This is a genomic window from Sorangium sp. So ce302 (genome assembly GCF_051530145.1).
Taxonomy (GTDB): Bacteria; Myxococcota_A; Polyangia; order Polyangiales; family Polyangiaceae; genus Sorangium; species Sorangium cellulosum_B.
In genome coordinates this window covers 8,917,349-8,934,312 of the sequence record NZ_CP150326.1, presented here as the reverse complement: position 1 = coordinate 8,934,312, position 16,964 = coordinate 8,917,349, and the positions used below count along the sequence as shown (strand labels likewise).

Below are 16,964 nucleotides of genomic sequence, written 5' to 3'. Positions count from 1 at the left end.
TCTTCTAGCCGCACCCTGGATCGCCCACCTTTCGAGCTCCCCGCTTTCCCGCCCCGCCTTCCCACCCTGACCCCCTCCAAAGGAGGCGCCGACCTCCTCCAGGCAGAGGATCCCCGCGGGACAGCGGCTCCCCGGCGGCCTCCGCCCCGGCCCCGTTCACGCCTCGGCCCCGGTTTCCCGGCGCGCGCCGCCGGTCGCGTCGCTCAGAGCGTCGTCCACCGGCGCAGCGCGGCCCGGCGCGCCCGGTCCAGGTCCGCGCGGTGGCGGGTCGAGATCGGCGCGCGCTGCGCGGGCTGCGCCGGCGGCACCGACGCTCCAGCCGGGTCGTCTGCTGCCTCGCAGCCGGACGCCGCGAGCAGCGCCGCCGTGAGCGAGCCCTCGAGCGCGGTCAGGTCGTAGCCGCCCTCCAGGAAGATGGCGAGCCGCCCCCCCGCCTTCGCGGTCGCCATCGCCGCGAGCCGGCGGCCCATCGCCGCGTACGCGGCGCGCGACAGCTTCATCGCCGCCATCGGATCGCGCTCGTGCGCGTCGAACCCCGCCGAGACCAGGATCAGCTCGGGCGCATACTCGTCGAGCACCGGAAGGAGGAGCTCGTCGAACGCAGCCTCGTAGACCGCGTCCGTCGCGCCGTCGGACAGCGGCACGTTCACCGTGTAACCGGCGCCGTCGCCTCCGCCGAGCTCGCTGGCGGCGCCGGTGCCGGGATAGAATGGCCACTGGTGCAGCGAGCAGAACAGCACCCGCGGATCGTCCCAGAAGATGTCCTGCGTGCCGTTGCCGTGGTGCACGTCGAAGTCGACCACCGCGACCCGCGAGAGCCCGCTGCTCAGCGCCGCCCGCGCCGCCACGGCGACGTTGTTCAGGAGACAGAAGCCCATGCCGGCGTCGCGCGTGGCGTGGTGGCCGGGCGGACGGAGCAGCGCGACCCCGAGCCGGCCGGGGCCGGCGAGCACCGCGTCGACCAGCGCCACCGCGGCGCCCGCGCCGCGCCTCGCCGCCTCGACCGAGCGCGGGACCACGTACGTGTCGGGGTCGAGCGCCGCATAGTGGCCGCTGAGCCGGCCGAGCGACTCCAGGTACCGCGGGGCGTGCACCCGGGCGAGCTCTTCCTCGGTGGCGTCGCGCGACGCCACGTGCTCCAGCGAGAGGCCGGCCGCGGCGCAGCGCTCGATGGCGCGGCGGGCGGCTTCGAGGCGCTCCGGGCGCTCAGGGTGCGCGCCTCGCGAGCGATGTTGCTCGAACAGCGCGTCGTCGACGACGTAGAGGCGCGGGGCTTCGGAGTGCGGCTGATTCAAGTGCACCATGAGCTGGGTGGAGAGTTGTAGCAGCGCCGCAGCGGATGGTAGCTTGCCCTGAGCCCCGGAAAGAAGGAGTGGAGACGCAGGATGCGCGGAAAGATCATCGCAGTCTTCGCCGTGATTGTCCTCATGGTCGGAGGGCTTTTTTACGCCCTCACGCGCGCCTCCCTCGCGGAGATCGGGCGCCCCGGCGAGGCGCCGCGCGCGCTCGCGGCCGCCATGGCGCAGCTCCAGGTGGACGGCCTCGTGCTGGAGCGGTGGCTCGACTCCCACGCGAGCGACCCGAAGCTGCGCGAGCCGTTCAACGCCGGCACCGCCCCGGCCCGCGCCGAGGCGGCCACCAGCGCCGCCAACGCCATCCGGGAGGCGGTCGCCGCCTCGCCCGAGCTGGCCAGGACCCCGCCCTCCCTCGTGGTCCTGGTGGACACCAAGGGCGTGGTGCTCGGACGGAACGCCTCCGCGCTCATGCGCGGAGACAACCTCGGCGCCGTCTACCCGTCGCTGATGCTCGCCATCGAGCAGGGGGTGACCGGCTCGGACGTGTGGGTCAGCCGGGCGCGCAACGAGCAGCTGCTCGCGTCCTACGCGCCCATCCGCAGCGACGCCGGGCAGATCATCGGCGCCGTCGCGGTGGGCACCGCGCTGAACGACGAGCGGCTGACCAACGCGAGCGAGCGCACGAGCGGGCGCGTCCTCGTCGTCGCGATGCAGTCGGGCGACGGGCTCGACGTGGTGGCGAAATCGCGCGACGCTTCCCCGCAGCTGGTCGCGGCGCTCACGGCGTCGCCGGCGAAGGACGGCGCCCTGAAGGCGCTGCGCTCCGGCCAGACGGTCGACATCGGCGGGCTGTCCGGCGAGTACAGCGCCGTCGGGCACGCGCTCGACGGCTACGGCGACGGGCGGCGGGCGGTGCTGCTCAGCATCGCGCAGCTCCGGACGCCGGGGCTCGCGAGCGCGCTGTTCTGGCCGCTCCTCGGCGTCACCGCGCTCGGGCTCGTGCTCGTCGTGATCGCCGCGTATTTCCTGGACGCGTACATCTCGCAGCCGGTCTCCGAGATCGAGGACGGCCTGCTCGCGATCATGAACGGCCGGACCGACCTCCGGTTCCAGATCGAGCACGCCGAGCTCGGCGGGCTCGTGTTCCGCTTGAACTCGCTCCTGAACCAGCTGCTCGGGGTGCAGGAGGACGAGACCGACGCCGAGGGGCGCCCGTCGCGCGCGCCGGCGTCGGCGTCCTTCCGGGACGCCCTCGAGGTCGACGAGCGGATGGCCGCGCTGTCCGCGGAGGAGATCCCGGCCGACGCCAAGGCGCTGCTCGAGGAGCCGGAGGACGCCTACTACGCCCGCATCTTCGCGGAGTACATCGCCGCGAAGAAGTCGCTCGGCGATCCGGTGGACCACATCACCCGCGACGCGTTCGTCGCCCGCCTCAAGGCGAGCGAGCAGGAGCTCGGGCGGAAGCACGGAAAGCCCATGCGCTACAAGATCGAGGTCCGCGGCAAGGAGGTCGTGCTCCTCGCCGTGCCGCTCGCCTGACGCGCGCGGCGCAGGAGCCGGGAGCGGAGGGAGGCGCGGCGCCGCCCGCCGCTCGGCGGCGCGCCGCGCCGCGTGTTTCAGTGCAGCACGGCGTCCGGGCCCTCGTGCAGCTCGACGCGCCCCGACGAGGGCTCGCGGCGGAGCGCGATCACGTCGGAGAGCTCGCAGCCCAGCGCGATCGCCGGCGATGAGGTCGTGACGATCCACTGCACGTTGGGCAGCGCGGCGCGCAGGCGTGCGGCGAGCGATCGCTGGCGGTGCACCGGCTGCTGCGCCTCGATGTCGTCGATCAGCACGACGCCCTCGGCGAGGCGCGGATCGCCGCTCGGGTGCGCGGACGCGAGCGCGCGGAGCGCGAGCGCGCCGAACGCGACGGTGTGCCGCGCGCTCCGCCCGAGATCGTCGAAGTCGACGCGCTGGCCGTCCGCGCGCTCGAAGATCGGCTCGAGCCGGAGCGGGTCGACGCCGGCGTACGTCACGCCGTGGCCGTCGAGCAGCGCCTCGAGCACCTCCTTGAGCGCGCGATCGAGCGCGCCGAGCCGCTCTGCCTGGGCGCCCGGCCGAGCGTCCGGCTGCACGTCGGAGAGCACCTCCGGCCGGCTCTTCCGGCCGTCGCGCGCGAGCGCCGCCGCGATCGGGACGAACGAGAGCACCTGCTTCGTCTCGCGGGCGAGGTCGGTGCGCGTCGCGTCGTCGAAGCTCGCGGCCGCGCGCACGTCGTAGCGGAGGACGCTGCGCTCGGGCGTCGTCAGCACGATCGCGCTGCGGGAGAACCAGCGCGCTCCCGAGAGCGCGACCAGGACGAAGCCCCCCTCGGCCGCGCGCCGCTCGAACAGCGACTGCTCCCTCCGCCGCAAGATCGCCGCGTCCTCGGGCTCGTCGAGGCGCGCGCTCGGGCTCGTGACCCGCAGCGGGTGCGCGCGCGCCGGGTCGTCCGTGCCGAGCATCCAGTCGGCGACGACGAGCGGCTGCGAGCCGTCGTCTCCGCGCGGCCTCGGCTGCGCGACCGCGTACCCGGGCCGGGTCGACGCGATCGCCGACAGGATCGAGGTCTTGCCCACGCCGTCGCCGCCGAAGAGGACCACGAGACGGCGCGGCGCGCCGGCAGCGTCCTCGAGCGAGAGCGAGAGGTCCTCGAACGGGCCGAGATGGACGAGGCGGACGCGGGAGAGCAGCACCGCCCGCGAAGCTACCACCGCGCAGCGCGCGTGGAACGCCGCGATCGGCGTGGTGCGCGCGGGCGATCCGGCGCACCCGGTGGCGCGCGGTGGCGCGGCAGCCTAGATTTGTCGTCCGGGGTCGTCACCGTGCTGCGCAAGCTGCCTCCGCCGGATTTCCGCTACGTGTGGCTCCACCCGGAGCCCGGCTCGACCGGCGCGCTCGCCGCGGCCGGGACCGCAGGGCTCGCGGGCGCCTCCGCGGCCGTCTGGAGCGCCGGGAGCCACGCGCTCTCGCTGGGGCTCATCGCGATGGGGAGCGCGCTCGGCTTGCTCGCGCTGGTCCGCGCCGAGCACCGCCCCCCGATCCAGCGCGGCGCCCGCGAGGTGACGATGGCCGTCGTGCCCTGGGGGATCGTCGTCGACCCGGACACGGAGCCGCGGGTGCTGCGGTGGCCCGCCGTCCAGCAGGTGAGCGTGGACGTGTCGCACACGATGCGCGGCGGGACGCCCGCCATCGTGTCGAGCCTCGTGACGGTGCACACCGAGCGCGAGGTGCTGGCGGGCCGCGCCGCGGGCGCGGTGGACCTGGAGCGGCTCCTCGCCAACCTCGAGGGGTATGCGCAAGAGGCGTCGCGGCCCGTGGCCGCCGACATCGAGGGGCTGACGGTGCTCGGCGACGGCGTGACCGAGCCGATCGCCGCGGAGCTGCTGCAAGCGGCGGACGGCATCTGCGCGACGAGCCGCGGCGACGCGCAGCTCGCGCTGCCGGTGGGCGGCTACCGCACGGCGGCGGCGCGCGCGGCGGCGCCCGAGACGATCGCGGTGCTGCGCTCGGCGCTGTCGTGGAGTTTCGACTGCCCCGCCGATCCGCGGCCGCTGGCGGCGATCCTCGCGGGCGCGTTCGGGGCGGTGGAGCTCGTACCCGAGCTCCTGCGGCTCGCGAGCTCGCCGCACCCGGTGGTCGCCGCGTTCGGCAAGGCCGCCGCGCTCCGTCTGGGTGCGCCGCCGAACCGCGCTGGCTCGCTCGACGAGGTCGCGGCCTTCCTGTTCGAGGAGGACGTGGAGATCGGGAAGCGGTGGATCGCGTCGGGCCCGACACTTTGTTTGCGACCTCGGGCCCAAGCTTGCTAGCTAAAGGGGTCGGCAGCGCGTGCGCTGCGGTTCGAGCGGCCTGCGCGCGGAGGCCGCCGTTCCGCGGCGCTCCGTTCTCAAGGCGCGCTGCCGGCGGGTCGTCCAACGCGCCAGGTCGGCTATGAAACGGGCTCCGTCGCCACCGAAGCCGTCTTCAAGGGGAGCGCGCCGCCGGCTGGCCGTCGCGTGGGTCCTCGGCCTCTCGCTCTCCGCGTGCGCGGAGCACCACGCGGCCGGGCCGCCCCCGTCGCAGAGCACCGCGCGCGCCGCGCCGGCCGCCGCGCCGCCCGCGGCGCTCGCCCTCGTGCCGCCCGCGGGTCTCGCCCTCGCGCTGCCCGCGCCGCCCATGGTGGACGGCGCCTGGGTCGAGTCGGTGCGGCTCGAGCGATGGGCCGATGCGGCGGAGCGGCTCGACGCCCTGCCCATGGAGCAGCGCGCGCTGCCGTCGATGAAGTACGCGCGGGCGCGCGTCGCGTTCGAGCTCGGGGATCACGGCAAGGCGGTGGAGCTGCTGCATGGCCTGGAGCAGGGGCTGCCGCTCCTCTCGCGCGAGGTGGCGCGCTACCGGGCGGAGGCGGCGTTCGTGGCGGGGCCGTTCCTCGAGGCGGCGGCGTACTTCGAGCGCTCGGGCAGCGCGCCCGGCCTCGCGCGCGCCGCGCTCGCCACCATGAAGGGCGGCGATCTCAAGCAGGCTCGCGCGCTCGCCGATCGGGCCGTGGCCGCGGCCCAGCGCGCGCGCAGGTCGCGCGACGAGGCCGCGGCGCGGATGGCGCGGGCGCGCGTCCAGCTCGGCGTGCGCGACGCCGCCGAGCGCCCCGGGGAGAAGGCCGCCGCGGCGGCCCTCGCGCACGCCGACCTCCGGTGGATCGTGAAGAGCGCGCCGTCGTCGCCCGACGGGCGCGAGGCCGCGGCGCTCCTCGCCGCCTTGCCGGGGCAGCTCTCGCAGGAGGAGCGGCTCCAGAAGGTCGACGCCATGGTCGCCGGGGGCAGCGCGGCGGAGGCGATCGCCGAGCTCGACAAGGTGTCGGGCGTGCCGGCGTCGGAGCTCCACCACCGCAGGGCCACGGCGCTCTACCAGGCGCGCGACTACGAGGCCGCGGCCGCGGCGTTCCTCAAGGTCGCCGCCGCGCCGTCGGCGCGCCAGGCCGAGCAGCTGCACCTCGCGGCGCGCTCGCTCTCGCGGCTCCGGCGCGAGGCGGAGGCGATCGAGCGGCACCTCGCCGTCGCGCGCAGGTTCCGGAAGACCCGCTGGGGGGAGCTCTCGAGCCTGCTCGCCGCGCGGCTCCTCATGCAGGTCGGGCGCTACGCGGAGGCCGTCGCGCAGTACGGCCGGTTCCTCGATGCCTATCCGCGGAGCGATCGGCGCGACGACGCGGCCTACGAGCGGGCGCTCGCGACGCTGTCGACGGGCGGCGCCGCGCGCGCGCGGCGGCCGCTGGAGCAGCTCGCGCGCGACGCGAGGCCGGCCGACGCGGCGCGGCTGCGCGAGCTCGCCGGGCTGGCGGCGCTGCGCGGCGGCGACCGTGACGGCGCGGTGCGGCTCTGGACGCAGGTGATGCGGGAGCAGCCGCTCTCGTGGGGCGCGCTGCTCTCGCGCTCGCGCCTCGCGGCGGTGGGCGCGCCCATGCCGCCGCTGCTCATCCCGGCGTCCCTCGGGGATGCCCGGGCGGTGGAGGTGAAGCTGCCGCCGGCAGCGGCGCTGCTCGCGTCGATGGGGCTCGACGGCGACGCGGAGAGCTACCTCGCCGAGAACGAGCGCGAGGCGACCGCGGCCTATGCCGGGCAGGAGAGCGAGGCGCTCTGCCGGATGTACGGCATGCTCTCGCCCGCGAAGCGCCGCTACCGCGTGGGCACGCAGGCGGTCTCCGCCGCGGCGCTCCAGCGCGCGCCCTCGCAGGCCGATCGCTGGACGTGGGAGTGCGTCTATCCGGAGCCGTACGCCGGCGAGGTGCGCGCGCTCGAGGCGCAGCACGGGCTGCCGAGGGGCCTCGTTCACGCGCTGATGCGCCAGGAGAGCGCGTTCGATCCTGTCGTGGTGAGCCCCGCGAGCGCGGTCGGGCTGATGCAGCTCATGCCGTCGACGGCCCAGAAGGCCGCGAGCGAGCTCTCGCTCGGCTTCGACCTCGGGCAGCTCAAGAGCGCGCCGCTCAACCTGCGCCTCGGCGGCTTCTACATCGGCAAGCTGCTCCGGACGTTCGAGGGCAGCCTGCCGCTCGCGACGGCGGCGTACAACGCCGGTCCGAAGGCCGTGTCGCACTGGCTCGGTGGGGGCATCGACCGGGACACCGACGTGTGGGTGGCGCGCATCCCGTACGACGAGACGCGCACCTATGTGGGTCGCGTCCTCTCGAACCTGGCGCGGTATCAGTGGCTGGCCGGCGGGGACGCGGCCGTGGAGATGCTCCCGCTCACGCTCCCCGCGGACGCGCGCGCGCCGGCGGACGCATACTGAGCGCGGTTGTCGGGACGGCAGCGCAGGGGTTCCTCCTGCGTTGAAATTGCGCTGTGCGCTTGAACTCGCAGGCGGGCGCCTTCACCGTGATGGGGTGGCAGGGACCGCTGGAAGCGACGGCGTGTTCAAGCGGTGTGGGGTCCTCATCCAGCCCTACGCCGACGCTCGATCCATCGGCCGGCTGCTCTCGTCGGCGCTGGCGTGGCTCCTCGTCGTCTTCTCCGTCGCGTCGCTCGTGGAGCCGATCGCGGGCCCGATCGTGGCGGCCGTCATGGTGCCTTTCGCGCTGCTCGGTTCGTTGCTCGCGCTGCTCTGCCTGGCGTGCCTGCTCTACACGCCGATCGCCTGGCTCTGGGCGGCGGTGGGCTCGTCCGGCGCGGCGGTCGTTCGGGTGAGCAACGCGCTGTGGATCGAGCGCCCTGGCGATCGGCGCGCGTTCCCGCTCCTCTCGCTCACGCGCGCGCGGCTCTCGAGCTCCGGCGGCGAGGTCGCCTTGAAGACCGACGACGGCGATGTCATCCGGGTGCGCGTCGACGATCCGGTCGACGCGGAGCGGCTGCTCGGCGTGATCGCCGCCGGGCGAGCGCGGGGCACGTGGAGCGCGCGGCTTTACGACGACGCGCCGTCGCTGCCGCGGCGCCGCCTGTTCGTCGGGGTCGCGGCGCTCATGTCGCTGCTCTGCTGGTCGGTGCTCGATTTCGACGTGGCGCTCTCGCTCGGCGTCGTCACGGGCGCCTCGGCGTGGGTGCTGGCGGCGCTGCTCAGGGAGGGCTCTGCGCGCCGCGTGCTGGTGGCGGGCAGCGACGGGCTCTCGCTCCGGGACGACGCCGGCGAGCGCTTCATCTCCTTCGGCAGCATCGAGCGGGTCGAGGAGACGGCGCTCGGGGTGGAGCTCGCGCTCGCCGGGGGCGAGGAGCTCTCGCTCACCCTCGTGCCGCCGCAGCTGCTGCGTGATCCCAGCGAGACGGGGCTCAGCATGGTGCTCGCGGAGCGGCGCCGCGAGCACCTGCTCGCGCTGCTGCGGGAGCGGAGCGGGCGAGGCGCCCACGAGGCGGGGCGCGCGGTGGCGCTCCTCGGGCGCCGCGGTCTGCCTGCGCCCGCCTGGCGGGCGGCCCTGCGCCGCCTCGTGGGCGAGGCCGGCGCCGACTACCGGACGGCGAAGCTCACGCGGGAGCAGGCGTTCACGGTGCTCGAGGACGGCGGGGCGCCGGCCGAGCTCCGCATCGGGGCCGCGCTCGCGCTCGCGGGCTCGCGCGACGGCCAGACCGAGGAGCGGCTGCGGATCGCGGCCGAGGGCTGCGCGAACCGAGACGTGCGGCTCGCCCTGGAGCATGCGGCCGAGGGCGACGTCGACGACTGGATGCTCGAGCGGGCGCTCTCGTCCTCGGGGGCGGAGCAGGCGGCGGCGCCGCCGCGGTCTGCGGCGCGCGCGGCGTGAGGGGGGTCGCGGCGTCCTAGCCGCCGGCGCGCCGCGCGGGCGGGCGGGCGGGCGGACGGGCTGGGATGGGTTGGGCTGGTCGATTCTTCTCGCCCTCGGGCCTTCCAGTTCTCGGTACTCTCTCCAGAGGACGCGCGGCGCCTCTGGTCGGTGTCCAGCTGAGCTGCCGCGGGCGCCTGCTGCGCACCCGTGGTCCTCCAAGGTAGACCCCCCCGATGGAAGGCCCGCTCCAGGACCCCTACGCTTCGGTCGCAGTCCACGCGCCGCGTTCTCGCGCGCAGGCAGGCCGCGCCGCGCGGATCGCGCTGCTCGTCATGGCGCTCTTCGCGTCGGTCGGGTTCGGCGCGCTCGTGGTGGCGCCGCGCCTCGGCGGTCCGGCGCCCTCGAGCGGCGTGGTCGCGCGGCCGTCTCCTGCGCTCGTCATCGCGATCCGCGACCTGTCGCGGCTCGAGACCACGGAGGTGCACGTCGAGAAGGTCGTGGATCTGGCCGACCGGCAGAGCCGCCTGTTCGGTCTGGTGCAGGCCACCGATGCCCTCCTGCTCGTCGCGGTCGGCCACGTGACGATCGGCGTCGATCTCGCGCGGATCGGCGAGGGCGACATCGCGATGGATCCGGAGACCGGGGTCGCGCGGCTCACGCTGCCCGCGCCCGAGGTCTTCTCGACCCGGCTCGACGAGGACGAGACGTACGTCTACACGCGGTCGACGAGCCTGCTCGCGCGGCGCAACGAGCAGCTCGAGGCGCGGGCCCGGAAGGAGGCGACGGCGGCGATCGAGAAGGCCGCGCTCGAGGGGAACGTGATGACGCGCGCGAAGGCGCAGGCCGAGCGGCAGATCACGGCGCTCGCGACGCAGCTCGGCGCGAAGCGGGTGGAGATCCGCTGGCGCGAGGTCGGCGGCGGGGGCGGCTGACTGATGTTCCTCACTGCCTTGAAGCGGGGCCGTCGAGCGTGGCGACGCTTCGCGCTCGTGAGGCGAGGAGCAGCTCCCCGAGAGCGCCCCGCGTGATCTCGAGGCGATGAGCAGCCTGCCGGGGTACGGCGCGTCGACGATCGCCAGGTACGGCGAGCGTCTCCTGGCCGCCGGAGAGCGTGCGATGGTTCTGGACTTGGGAAGGAGCCGCTGAAGCGACTGCACGCGGACTGTTGCTACGGGGACAGTGGCGGCCAAGTCCGGCTTGGCGTGAGCCGCGCTAACAGCTCGATGCATCGGACCGGACGCACCGCACGAGCCGCCGATCGCGGACCGTGTGGTCCTGCGATGCGCCGTTCGTGAAGTTGACGAGGACGGCCTTCTCCGCGCTGCCGATGGAGGGCGTCGACGACCAGAAGACGTCGGACGGCGTCGCCGGGAAGACCTCCAGATCGATCGCCGGCCCGGACCGCCGATCATCGATTGACATCATGGCATCGACCGCCACGCCCCAGTTGCCGACACCGCTGCGCGTCTCATACGGCTGCTGTGCAAGACGCGCAGTGGAGCATTCCGCGCGGCGCTTGAGCAATGTCAGCTACTCTGTCTTCGCCTGGCCATTGCTAGGGACGCGATCGCGTGCGGTCCGAGGGGCTGAGCGCTGCGCGCTCCCAACGCTGCTGCGCGGCGATGGCGTCCTCGGCGGCCCGGACGCCCTCAACGAAGAGCTTCGCGTCCGTTGGATTGTTCAGGTCGAGGCCGAACCGAAGCAGCAGCGCGCGGTCGCGCGGTGACACCATGCGGACGATCTCAGCGGCAAGGCGACGCGTGGACGGCATGGGAGGACAGTAGCAGCCCGGAGCAGGGTCGAGGCGCATCCGCGAACGCGATGGCGTTGCGGCCCTGGACCTGCTCGGCCGAGCGCGTCGTGGGAGCAGCGACAGTGTCATGGAGATGGTTGCCGGTTTCCATGGCGAAAGAAGCGCAGCGTTTAACCGTTGCGTTCATCACGTTCGCCGGGATTCCGAGGGGTGTGATGCCGGATTGCGGATCGCACGTCCTCGAAGTTAGGCTCAAGCGGCCCCACCGCGAATCCCTGCGCCTCGACGAGTCGCGCCGACCAGCCCATCGCCACGGGCCGCCGTCGTCGCATCGCTCGCCAGCGCCCTGATCCGCGCCCTCGCCCCCGGAGATGGGATCGCGGAGCTCATCCGCGGTCCTCGGCAGAGGATCGGCTGGGGGCGTCGCCGGTTGCGTCGGAAGCGAGCGCGTGGAGCGGGCGGGGCAGGAGGGGCCGAGGCGAGCACTACGGCGTCCACGTCCAATTCGGTCTCGACGACCTCCTCGATGCCGAGCACGTCGCGCGCGAGCTCGGCGGGTCGTGCCCCGGAGGGATCCGAGGCCTGCGCAGCTACTTCTCGTCCCTGAGCCCGCGTGCGCGCCGCTCGCGGGCACGACCTTCGGCCAGCCAGCACTGGCCGAAGACGTACAGGTAGACAGGTAGGCCGGCGCGGAGCCAGCCGAGGGGCGGGAAGGTCCCCTCAGGAACAGGCGCGTCGAGCCACGCCGCGGCGACAATCGCCACGCCGGAGGCCAGGATGCAGATGGTCCTCAGCTCTTTGCTCATGGCTCAGATGAAGCTGCAGAGGACTCCCAGGGTGCCGAGCGCCGCACCTGAGTAATTGGAGCAGCGCTGAGCATCCCGCGGATCCCTCGCCCTGGGGCACACCGCGGAGGTTGCGATCATGCCGGCCCCGAACATGAAGATGCTGCACCCCAAGCCGATGGGGATCCACGGCCGCTGAGCCGCTCCGATCGGTTCGCCGCTCTCATCCTGGGTCGGCCCGCCGCCGCTCTCGTCGTCGCAGACCATCGAGGCGCAGGGCACGTCAGCGAAGGCGCCGGGGTCGAACGGGTTGAAGATGCGGAGCGCCGCGTCCGGGCGATCGGCGCAGGCCGCGGCGAACTCGTGCCGACCGGCTTGGACGATCTGCGGGATCGCGCTCTCCGCCGTCGTGTCCTGACTCAGCTCCACATAGAAGCTCCGCGGCGGCACCTCGACGTTACCGTCGGGGTCCGTCAGTGCCTCGGCCGTCTCGTCGGCTGTGCCACAGGCCGACGCTCCGACGAGCGCGGCCATGGTCAGGCCGATCCTGGTGTGCATGTGCCACCTCCACGCGACGCGATCCGTCGCTCGCGGAATTGCGCTGCGAGGGATATGCCAGCGCGTGTCACATCGGCGGGCCGCAGCCGGGGCCGTCTACCGGCCAGCCGCGCCGCTCGAGCGCCGCCCGCTGGCGCGCCTCGACCCGCTCGAGCCGGTGGAGGCAGAGCAGGCGTAAACACCGCAGGTCAAGGTGCTTTGCCACCCCGTCGCCATCAACGCGCGCCATGGCGCCGCCCGCTCCTCGGTTGTCGCCAGAAAGCTTCCGCGCGCTTGGGTACCGCCTCGGCCGCCAGGTCGACCGGGGGCGCGTTGCCGGCGACGAGTAGCTCAGGGCTCGAGGGCGATCTCGGAGTGCTCTGCCACAACCGGGACGCAGAGGCCATGTGCGCACCTCGGCGGGCTCGATGGCGGAGGCCCTGGAGCTCTCTGCCGCGGCTCCGTCGGCACCTAGCTTGCCGCTCCGTCGTCATGCAGAAGCACTCCAATCTTGTCGAGCAGCTCTTGCTTAACCCGCCGGCGGTTCAAGTTGTCCTCGTGGCCAGCTCCGACAGGCGAGACCTCGACGACCCCCTTTGATCGTCATAAGGGCGTCGACCGTTTGCTCCGCCTCATGGTCGTCCGGTCGCGTCGGAAGTGAACAACCAGGCCTTTGACGCTGGGTAGAGTCCTACTCTCCAGGGGATGTTGCCCTGGCTTCCCAAATTCTGATGACGTCGCGTAGCGCGTCGATGGCTCTTGTGCGCCGCTTGTAGATCGTAGAGAGAGGTACCCCTGCGTCTTGGGCTATCTGGCTCATCGAGAGTCCGTTCAGGTCGTGTGCCAGGAGAACGAAGCGCAGATCCGGATCGAGCTCGTACACCGCGTCGAGGGTGACGGTCCTGATGTCGTCGGACTCCATCATCGCAGCAGCGTCCGGCGCTGGATCGAGCACCTCGATCACATCGACCAGCTCTTCTCTGCGCTGCCGCGCACGCTCGTGGTAGTGCGCGGCAACGTGGACGGTAATCACGTTCAACCAGCGTTCCGGCCTGCCGCGCTTCGGATCGAACCTGGGCCAGCTCTCCCAAGCGTTGAGCCAGACTTGGCCTGCGATGTCGGCACGATGGCACAGCGGGACTCCCAGCCGCCCCAACCAGCGCAGAACGGCACGAACCAGCGTCGGACAAAACAGGCGCGCGTGTGCGGTGGCGCGCTCGTCTTCATTCGACAGACGTCCCATAATTTCACCCTTCCCCGAGGGCGATCGCCCATCATCTGATGACGCCGCGTCGCCGCACTCATGCGGCACCGGTTCGCGGTCTTCCCCGTAAACGTCCGCCACCAAAGGAAGACGTCAGCCGTAGCTGGTCAGTTCGCGAAGCGGCGGCATGCTTGCCAACATGCAATAAGACGCGCACCTCGGGTCGCATGCTCACGTCCTCCGAATGCGAGGCACGGCTTCGCTCACCCATGGCTTCCTACTCCTGGCAGTGTCGTGTTCAGCGGAGAGCGCTCTGCCTCCTCCCTCCCAATCGGACGCGTTGGCGGAGCTCGCCCCCCGTTCGTCACGCTGTAGCGGGAAGCTGGTCAGCGTCCCAGCGCGACGGGCGAGCTCCGCCCCCGTGGCAGCGCGGGCAGGAAGCGGCGACCGAAGCCGTGGCAGTGGAGGCGGCGGGAGCTTCGCCCGCGGGCTTCTCGCGGCGAGTTCGGGAGACGGCACCACGGGCGGAGGAACGTCGAGCGCGCGAGGGGGCATCGTGGGCGGAGGCGGCGGCACCGAGCTCGGCGCCGGTGACGATGCGGGACGCGCCGAGCTCTCGCGCTTGGTGACGGGCTCGCCGACCTGGATCACCACGGTCTCCTCTCCGCCCGTTCGGCGGTTGTCGTGCAGCCGCCACAGGCGCTCCCAGTATCGAGCAGGCGTGCCGGTGAAGGCCTCCAGCTGCCGGGCAAGGCCGGGCGTCATGGGAAGGTCGCTCCTCAGCAGCCGCTCCACCTCCCTCGGCTCCAACCCCGTGCTCTCGGCAAGCTTTCTCCTCCACGAAGGCATCGTCGCGCAGAACGACTCGAGGACCCTTCCTGGCCAGGGGACGGGGCGCGCGCCGGCGTCTGTCAGCTCTGCGAGCGCCGCGTCGACGTGACAGTCCAGTAGGCGCCGGTATCGGTCCCGCTCGCGCGCTGCCTGCTCCTTCGCATCAGTGAGGGCTGCTTCCTCGTCATCATGCGCGTGCTCGCGCGCCTCGCGAAGCCCGCGCTCGCGTCCAAGCGCTTCGCGCGCGGTGACCGCGAAGCCGATCGCGACGCAGGCTATCATCGCGAGCCCGAGCGGCGAAATGAGCCACATCGCACCGAGTAGATCCTCCATCGTATTCATCGCGTTTCGTCTCCTGGACGCGCACGTCCTTGTCTGGACGCAAGGCAGATCTCGGCCTTGTGCTGTCCGACGACATCACTTGCGTCACCGCCTGCTGGCTGTCGGAGGGACGCCGGGGACTCAGCGAACTTGCGTTAGGAGCGCTTCACGCTCCGCGGCGAGCTGCCCTTGCGGGAACTCCCGTGCATGTGTCTCAAGCAAGCGGCGCGCCTCTGCCTCCGCGACCGCGTTATGGTCTTCGATGGCCCTTCGGGCCTCGTCGATGAGGCTCCGCTCGCGCTCGCTGACGGCTGGGACCACGGCGCGGACGGGGAACGGGGTACGACGAACCGGCGCGCCTGACGGAGCAGGCCCCCGTGCGTCTCGGTCCTGCGCCGGCTGCGCGATCTCCTGGGCAGTCGGCGCGGTCGGCGCGGCGGCCGCGCGCATGGGAAGTTGGACCGGCGGCTGCGCGATCTCCTCCACCGTAAGTGCGGGCGCACGAGTGCGCACCACCGCTGCCCGCAGCCACGACTCCGGGCTGAGCGAGTCCGGCAACGTCGCGACGACGGCTCCGGTCAGCACGACGACCGTTCCCTGCACCAGGATCTTGATGCTCAGGCGGCCTAGCTTGCTCAGCCACCCCTCGCGGCCCCGCAGATCGACGGCGAACGGGACGCATGCAGCGTCGTCCCATCCGCGCGAGCGTTGCCGCGCCCTCCGGCGTTTCACCGCCGCGGCGAGGTCCTCGAGCGCTCGGAGGTAGTGTGTACTCACCGTCTTCGGGTTGAGCCCCAGCTCGGAGGCGATCTCGATGAGCGGCACCTCCTCGAGCGCGTGCTTGATCAAGACGTCGCGGTAGTTGGGGTCGACCTGGTTGATCAGGTCGCGGAGAAGCGCCTCCCGCTGCTGCCTGCGGAGCATCTCTTCCGGGGTCGGGCACTCCGCCTGAGGTTCGTGATCGTCGAACGAGGTCAGGACCTCCCCCCGACGGCGTGCGTTCCGGAGGTGGTTCCGCGCCTGGTTCCGGACGATGGTGGCACCGTAGGCCGCCCGAGCCTCCCCGAGCTCGATCCGCTGATTCGCTTCCAGCTCCCGCAGCAAGGCGTCCTGCGCGAGGTCCTCCGCGTGTCGCGCAGGGACACCGAGACGCCGCGCGAGGCGTCGGAAGAACTCGAAGCCGGGAGGGGTGCTGCCTGGCTCGCCCATAACCGGTAGAACACCTGAGCCGTCTGGAGGGCTTCAAGAAAATGCAGGGCGGCTCCAGCGTCGGTCGGATAGGATGCGACATGTAGGCCTGATGGCCTGCGACTGCATAAGCAGGGATGGCCGCATTCCCCGAACGGGCGGGATTTTCTCATCGGAACGTTCAGGTCATGCCACTTTCAGCGCCGTTGACGCGCCACGGCTGGCGTAAGTACCGTCCGTGCATGCGTTTTGTCGCGCAGTCGCTCTGGATATCCTTGATGCTTGGCGTCGTGGTCGGCACTACGCATCCGGTCCGTGCGGAGGACCAGAATTCGGCCCCCGCACGAAGCGACGATTCGATCGTAAAGGACCATCTTCGCCGCGCCCGACGAGCTCGGGCATCCGGAAAGTGGACCGAGGCACACGCCGCGTACAAGGCGGCCTTCGAGGCGATCGACTCGACATCTGTGACAGAGCGAGAATCCGCTGAGGTCGCTGGAGAGCTGGGCCTCTGCGAGCTCAAGTTACGCAAGTTTCGTGACGCAGCGGAGCACCTGGCTTGGAGCCTTGAGCGGCGCAAGGCGCTTTCTCCTGAGCAGCAAAAAGGATTCGCGGACGGACTGGCCAAGGCCGTTCGGTTCGTTGCGACGCTCTATCTGTCGGTGGATCCGCCGGATGCCGAGGTGCTCATCGACGGCAAGCCCATCGGCTTACCCAGGCGGACCTACAGACTGTTCTTCGAGCCTGGCAAGCACATGGTGCGGGCCCGAGCACCGGGCCGCGAGGAAGGCTCCCAGACGCTGGACGCGCAGCCAGCGACCGAGCCGACCATGACGATCCAGTTACCACGCGCGGCCGAGAGCAGCGCCAAGGACAACGCGCCCGCGGTGCCCAAGCTCCTGGGCGCATCGCCCCCTGCGCGCCCGCAGGCTCCCGGGCAGCCAGCGTCGTGGCCGACGACACTGCGCATCGCGGGGATCGCCGTCACGACGGCCACCCTGTCCGCGGGCAGCCTGCTCATGATCCGGGCCACGAATCTTGACGGCGATCTGAGCGAACGGCGCGACGGGCTCAACGGAGGTGCGACGGCGAGCGGGTCCAGGTGTTGGCAAGCGGCGGACCGCCCGGCGTGCGCTGACCTGCTCCGCCTCCGAGACGAGCGCAACCTGTCCGCGGGCGCGGGCACGGCCATGCTCATCGCCGGCGGTGTGATCGGGGCAGCGACCGCCGCGTCCTTCTTCACGGACTTCTCCTTCCTGGGGCTCACGCCGGCTCAGGATCGGATCCACGCCTCGCCCGTGGCGACCGGGCGAGAGATCGGCGTGATGATCGAGGGGCTGTGGTGAGG

16 protein-coding genes are annotated in these 16,964 nt (G+C 72.4%); 6 read left to right on the top strand and 10 right to left on the bottom strand.

Features of this window, described 5'->3' with window-relative positions; all coding sequences use genetic code 11:
- Positions 1-203: 203 nt before the first annotated feature.
- Positions 204-1,304, bottom strand: coding sequence for a histone deacetylase family protein (locus WME73_RS33850; RefSeq protein WP_437740476.1), 1,101 nt, complete (start codon positions 1,302-1,304; stop codon positions 204-206).
- Between the two features lie 81 nt (positions 1,305-1,385).
- On the opposite strand from WME73_RS33850, the gene WME73_RS33845 reads away from it, so the two are divergent.
- Positions 1,386-2,834 carry an MXAN_5187 C-terminal domain-containing protein gene (locus WME73_RS33845; protein ID WP_437912211.1) on the top strand — a complete coding sequence of 483 codons (1,449 nt, stop codon included), beginning with the start codon at positions 1,386-1,388 and terminating at the stop codon, positions 2,832-2,834.
- A gap of 77 nt (positions 2,835-2,911) precedes the next feature.
- On the opposite strand, the gene WME73_RS33840 is transcribed toward WME73_RS33845, so the two are convergent.
- Positions 2,912-4,012 (bottom strand): hypothetical protein, encoded by a 1,101-nt coding sequence (locus WME73_RS33840; protein WP_437912210.1) that lies wholly within the window; start codon positions 4,010-4,012, stop codon positions 2,912-2,914.
- 129 nt (positions 4,013-4,141) lie between these two features.
- Here WME73_RS33840 and WME73_RS33835 point away from each other — a divergent pair, with 129 nt between their 5' ends.
- From WME73_RS33835 to WME73_RS33820, 4 genes are all read left to right on the top strand, one after another.
- Entirely contained in the window at positions 4,142-5,125 is a 984-nt protein-coding gene (locus WME73_RS33835; RefSeq protein ID WP_437912209.1) for a hypothetical protein, read from the top strand.
- A gap of 121 nt (positions 5,126-5,246) precedes the next feature.
- Positions 5,247-7,577 (top strand): transglycosylase SLT domain-containing protein, encoded by a 2,331-nt coding sequence (locus WME73_RS33830; protein WP_437912207.1) that lies wholly within the window; start codon positions 5,247-5,249, stop codon positions 7,575-7,577.
- 121 nt (positions 7,578-7,698) lie between these two features.
- The gene (locus tag WME73_RS33825; protein ID WP_437912206.1) at positions 7,699-9,015 is read left to right on the top strand and encodes a hypothetical protein; all 1,317 of its coding nucleotides are present in this window, start codon (positions 7,699-7,701) and stop codon (positions 9,013-9,015) included.
- A gap of 215 nt (positions 9,016-9,230) precedes the next feature.
- The gene (locus tag WME73_RS33820) at positions 9,231-9,929 is read left to right on the top strand and encodes a DUF4230 domain-containing protein (protein ID WP_437912204.1); all 699 of its coding nucleotides are present in this window, start codon (positions 9,231-9,233) and stop codon (positions 9,927-9,929) included.
- Positions 9,930-10,209: 280 nt separating this feature from the next.
- On the opposite strand, the gene WME73_RS33815 is transcribed toward WME73_RS33820, so the two are convergent.
- The 8 genes from WME73_RS33815 to WME73_RS33780 all read right to left on the bottom strand — a co-directional run bounded on the left by WME73_RS33815 (position 10,210) and on the right by WME73_RS33780 (position 15,637).
- Positions 10,210-10,422: a DUF1566 domain-containing protein gene (locus WME73_RS33815; protein WP_437740469.1), complete on the bottom strand. Its 213-nt coding sequence runs from the start codon at positions 10,420-10,422 to the stop codon at positions 10,210-10,212.
- Between the two features lie 130 nt (positions 10,423-10,552).
- The gene (locus WME73_RS33810) at positions 10,553-10,768 is read right to left on the bottom strand and encodes a hypothetical protein (protein WP_437912203.1); all 216 of its coding nucleotides are present in this window, start codon (positions 10,766-10,768) and stop codon (positions 10,553-10,555) included.
- Between the two features lie 572 nt (positions 10,769-11,340).
- Positions 11,341-11,556, bottom strand: a complete 216-nt coding sequence (locus WME73_RS33805) for a hypothetical protein (protein ID WP_437912202.1) — start codon at positions 11,554-11,556, stop codon at positions 11,341-11,343.
- 3 nt (positions 11,557-11,559) lie between these two features.
- Positions 11,560-12,093: a hypothetical protein gene (locus WME73_RS33800; RefSeq protein ID WP_437912201.1), complete on the bottom strand. Its 534-nt coding sequence runs from the start codon at positions 12,091-12,093 to the stop codon at positions 11,560-11,562.
- Between the two features lie 67 nt (positions 12,094-12,160).
- Complete coding sequence (locus WME73_RS33795) at positions 12,161-12,322, bottom strand: hypothetical protein (RefSeq protein WP_437912199.1); 162 nt, start codon at positions 12,320-12,322, stop codon at positions 12,161-12,163.
- A 441-nt stretch (positions 12,323-12,763) separates the two neighbouring features.
- Positions 12,764-13,315, bottom strand: coding sequence for a sigma-70 family RNA polymerase sigma factor (locus WME73_RS33790; protein WP_437912198.1), 552 nt, complete (start codon positions 13,313-13,315; stop codon positions 12,764-12,766).
- Positions 13,316-13,507: 192 nt separating this feature from the next.
- Positions 13,508-14,449: a helix-turn-helix transcriptional regulator gene (locus WME73_RS33785; RefSeq protein WP_437912197.1), complete on the bottom strand. Its 942-nt coding sequence runs from the start codon at positions 14,447-14,449 to the stop codon at positions 13,508-13,510.
- Between the two features lie 120 nt (positions 14,450-14,569).
- Complete coding sequence (locus tag WME73_RS33780; protein ID WP_437912196.1) at positions 14,570-15,637, bottom strand: RNA polymerase sigma factor; 1,068 nt, start codon at positions 15,635-15,637, stop codon at positions 14,570-14,572.
- Positions 15,638-15,858: 221 nt separating this feature from the next.
- On the opposite strand from WME73_RS33780, the gene WME73_RS33775 reads away from it, so the two are divergent.
- Positions 15,859-16,962 carry a hypothetical protein gene (locus WME73_RS33775; protein WP_437912194.1) on the top strand — a complete coding sequence of 368 codons (1,104 nt, stop codon included), beginning with the start codon at positions 15,859-15,861 and terminating at the stop codon, positions 16,960-16,962.
- The last annotated feature ends 2 nt before the right edge of the window (positions 16,963-16,964 follow it).

Excerpts from the sequence above, each read along its gene's own strand:
- WME73_RS33795 (WP_437912199.1), bottom strand. The coding sequence starts at position 12,322 with ATGGCGCGCGTTGATGGCGACGGGGTGGCAAAGCACCTTGACCTGCGG.
- WME73_RS33775 (WP_437912194.1), top strand. The coding sequence starts at position 15,859 with ATGCGTTTTGTCGCGCAGTCGCTCTGGATATCCTTGATGCTTGGCGTC.
- WME73_RS33820 (WP_437912204.1), top strand. The coding sequence starts at position 9,231 with ATGGAAGGCCCGCTCCAGGACCCCTACGCTTCGGTCGCAGTCCACGCG.
- WME73_RS33830 (WP_437912207.1), top strand. The coding sequence starts at position 5,247 with ATGAAACGGGCTCCGTCGCCACCGAAGCCGTCTTCAAGGGGAGCGCGC.
- WME73_RS33800 (WP_437912201.1), bottom strand. The coding sequence starts at position 12,093 with ATGCACACCAGGATCGGCCTGACCATGGCCGCGCTCGTCGGAGCGTCG.
- WME73_RS33810 (WP_437912203.1), bottom strand. The coding sequence starts at position 10,768 with ATGCCGTCCACGCGTCGCCTTGCCGCTGAGATCGTCCGCATGGTGTCA.
- WME73_RS33780 (WP_437912196.1), bottom strand. The coding sequence starts at position 15,637 with ATGGGCGAGCCAGGCAGCACCCCTCCCGGCTTCGAGTTCTTCCGACGC.
- WME73_RS33850 (WP_437740476.1), bottom strand. The coding sequence starts at position 1,304 with ATGGTGCACTTGAATCAGCCGCACTCCGAAGCCCCGCGCCTCTACGTC.
- WME73_RS33790 (WP_437912198.1), bottom strand. The coding sequence starts at position 13,315 with ATGGGACGTCTGTCGAATGAAGACGAGCGCGCCACCGCACACGCGCGC.
- WME73_RS33805 (WP_437912202.1), bottom strand. The coding sequence starts at position 11,556 with ATGAGCAAAGAGCTGAGGACCATCTGCATCCTGGCCTCCGGCGTGGCG.
- WME73_RS33815 (WP_437740469.1), bottom strand. The coding sequence starts at position 10,422 with ATGATGTCAATCGATGATCGGCGGTCCGGGCCGGCGATCGATCTGGAG.
- WME73_RS33845 (WP_437912211.1), top strand. The coding sequence starts at position 1,386 with ATGCGCGGAAAGATCATCGCAGTCTTCGCCGTGATTGTCCTCATGGTC.
- WME73_RS33785 (WP_437912197.1), bottom strand. The coding sequence starts at position 14,449 with ATGAATACGATGGAGGATCTACTCGGTGCGATGTGGCTCATTTCGCCG.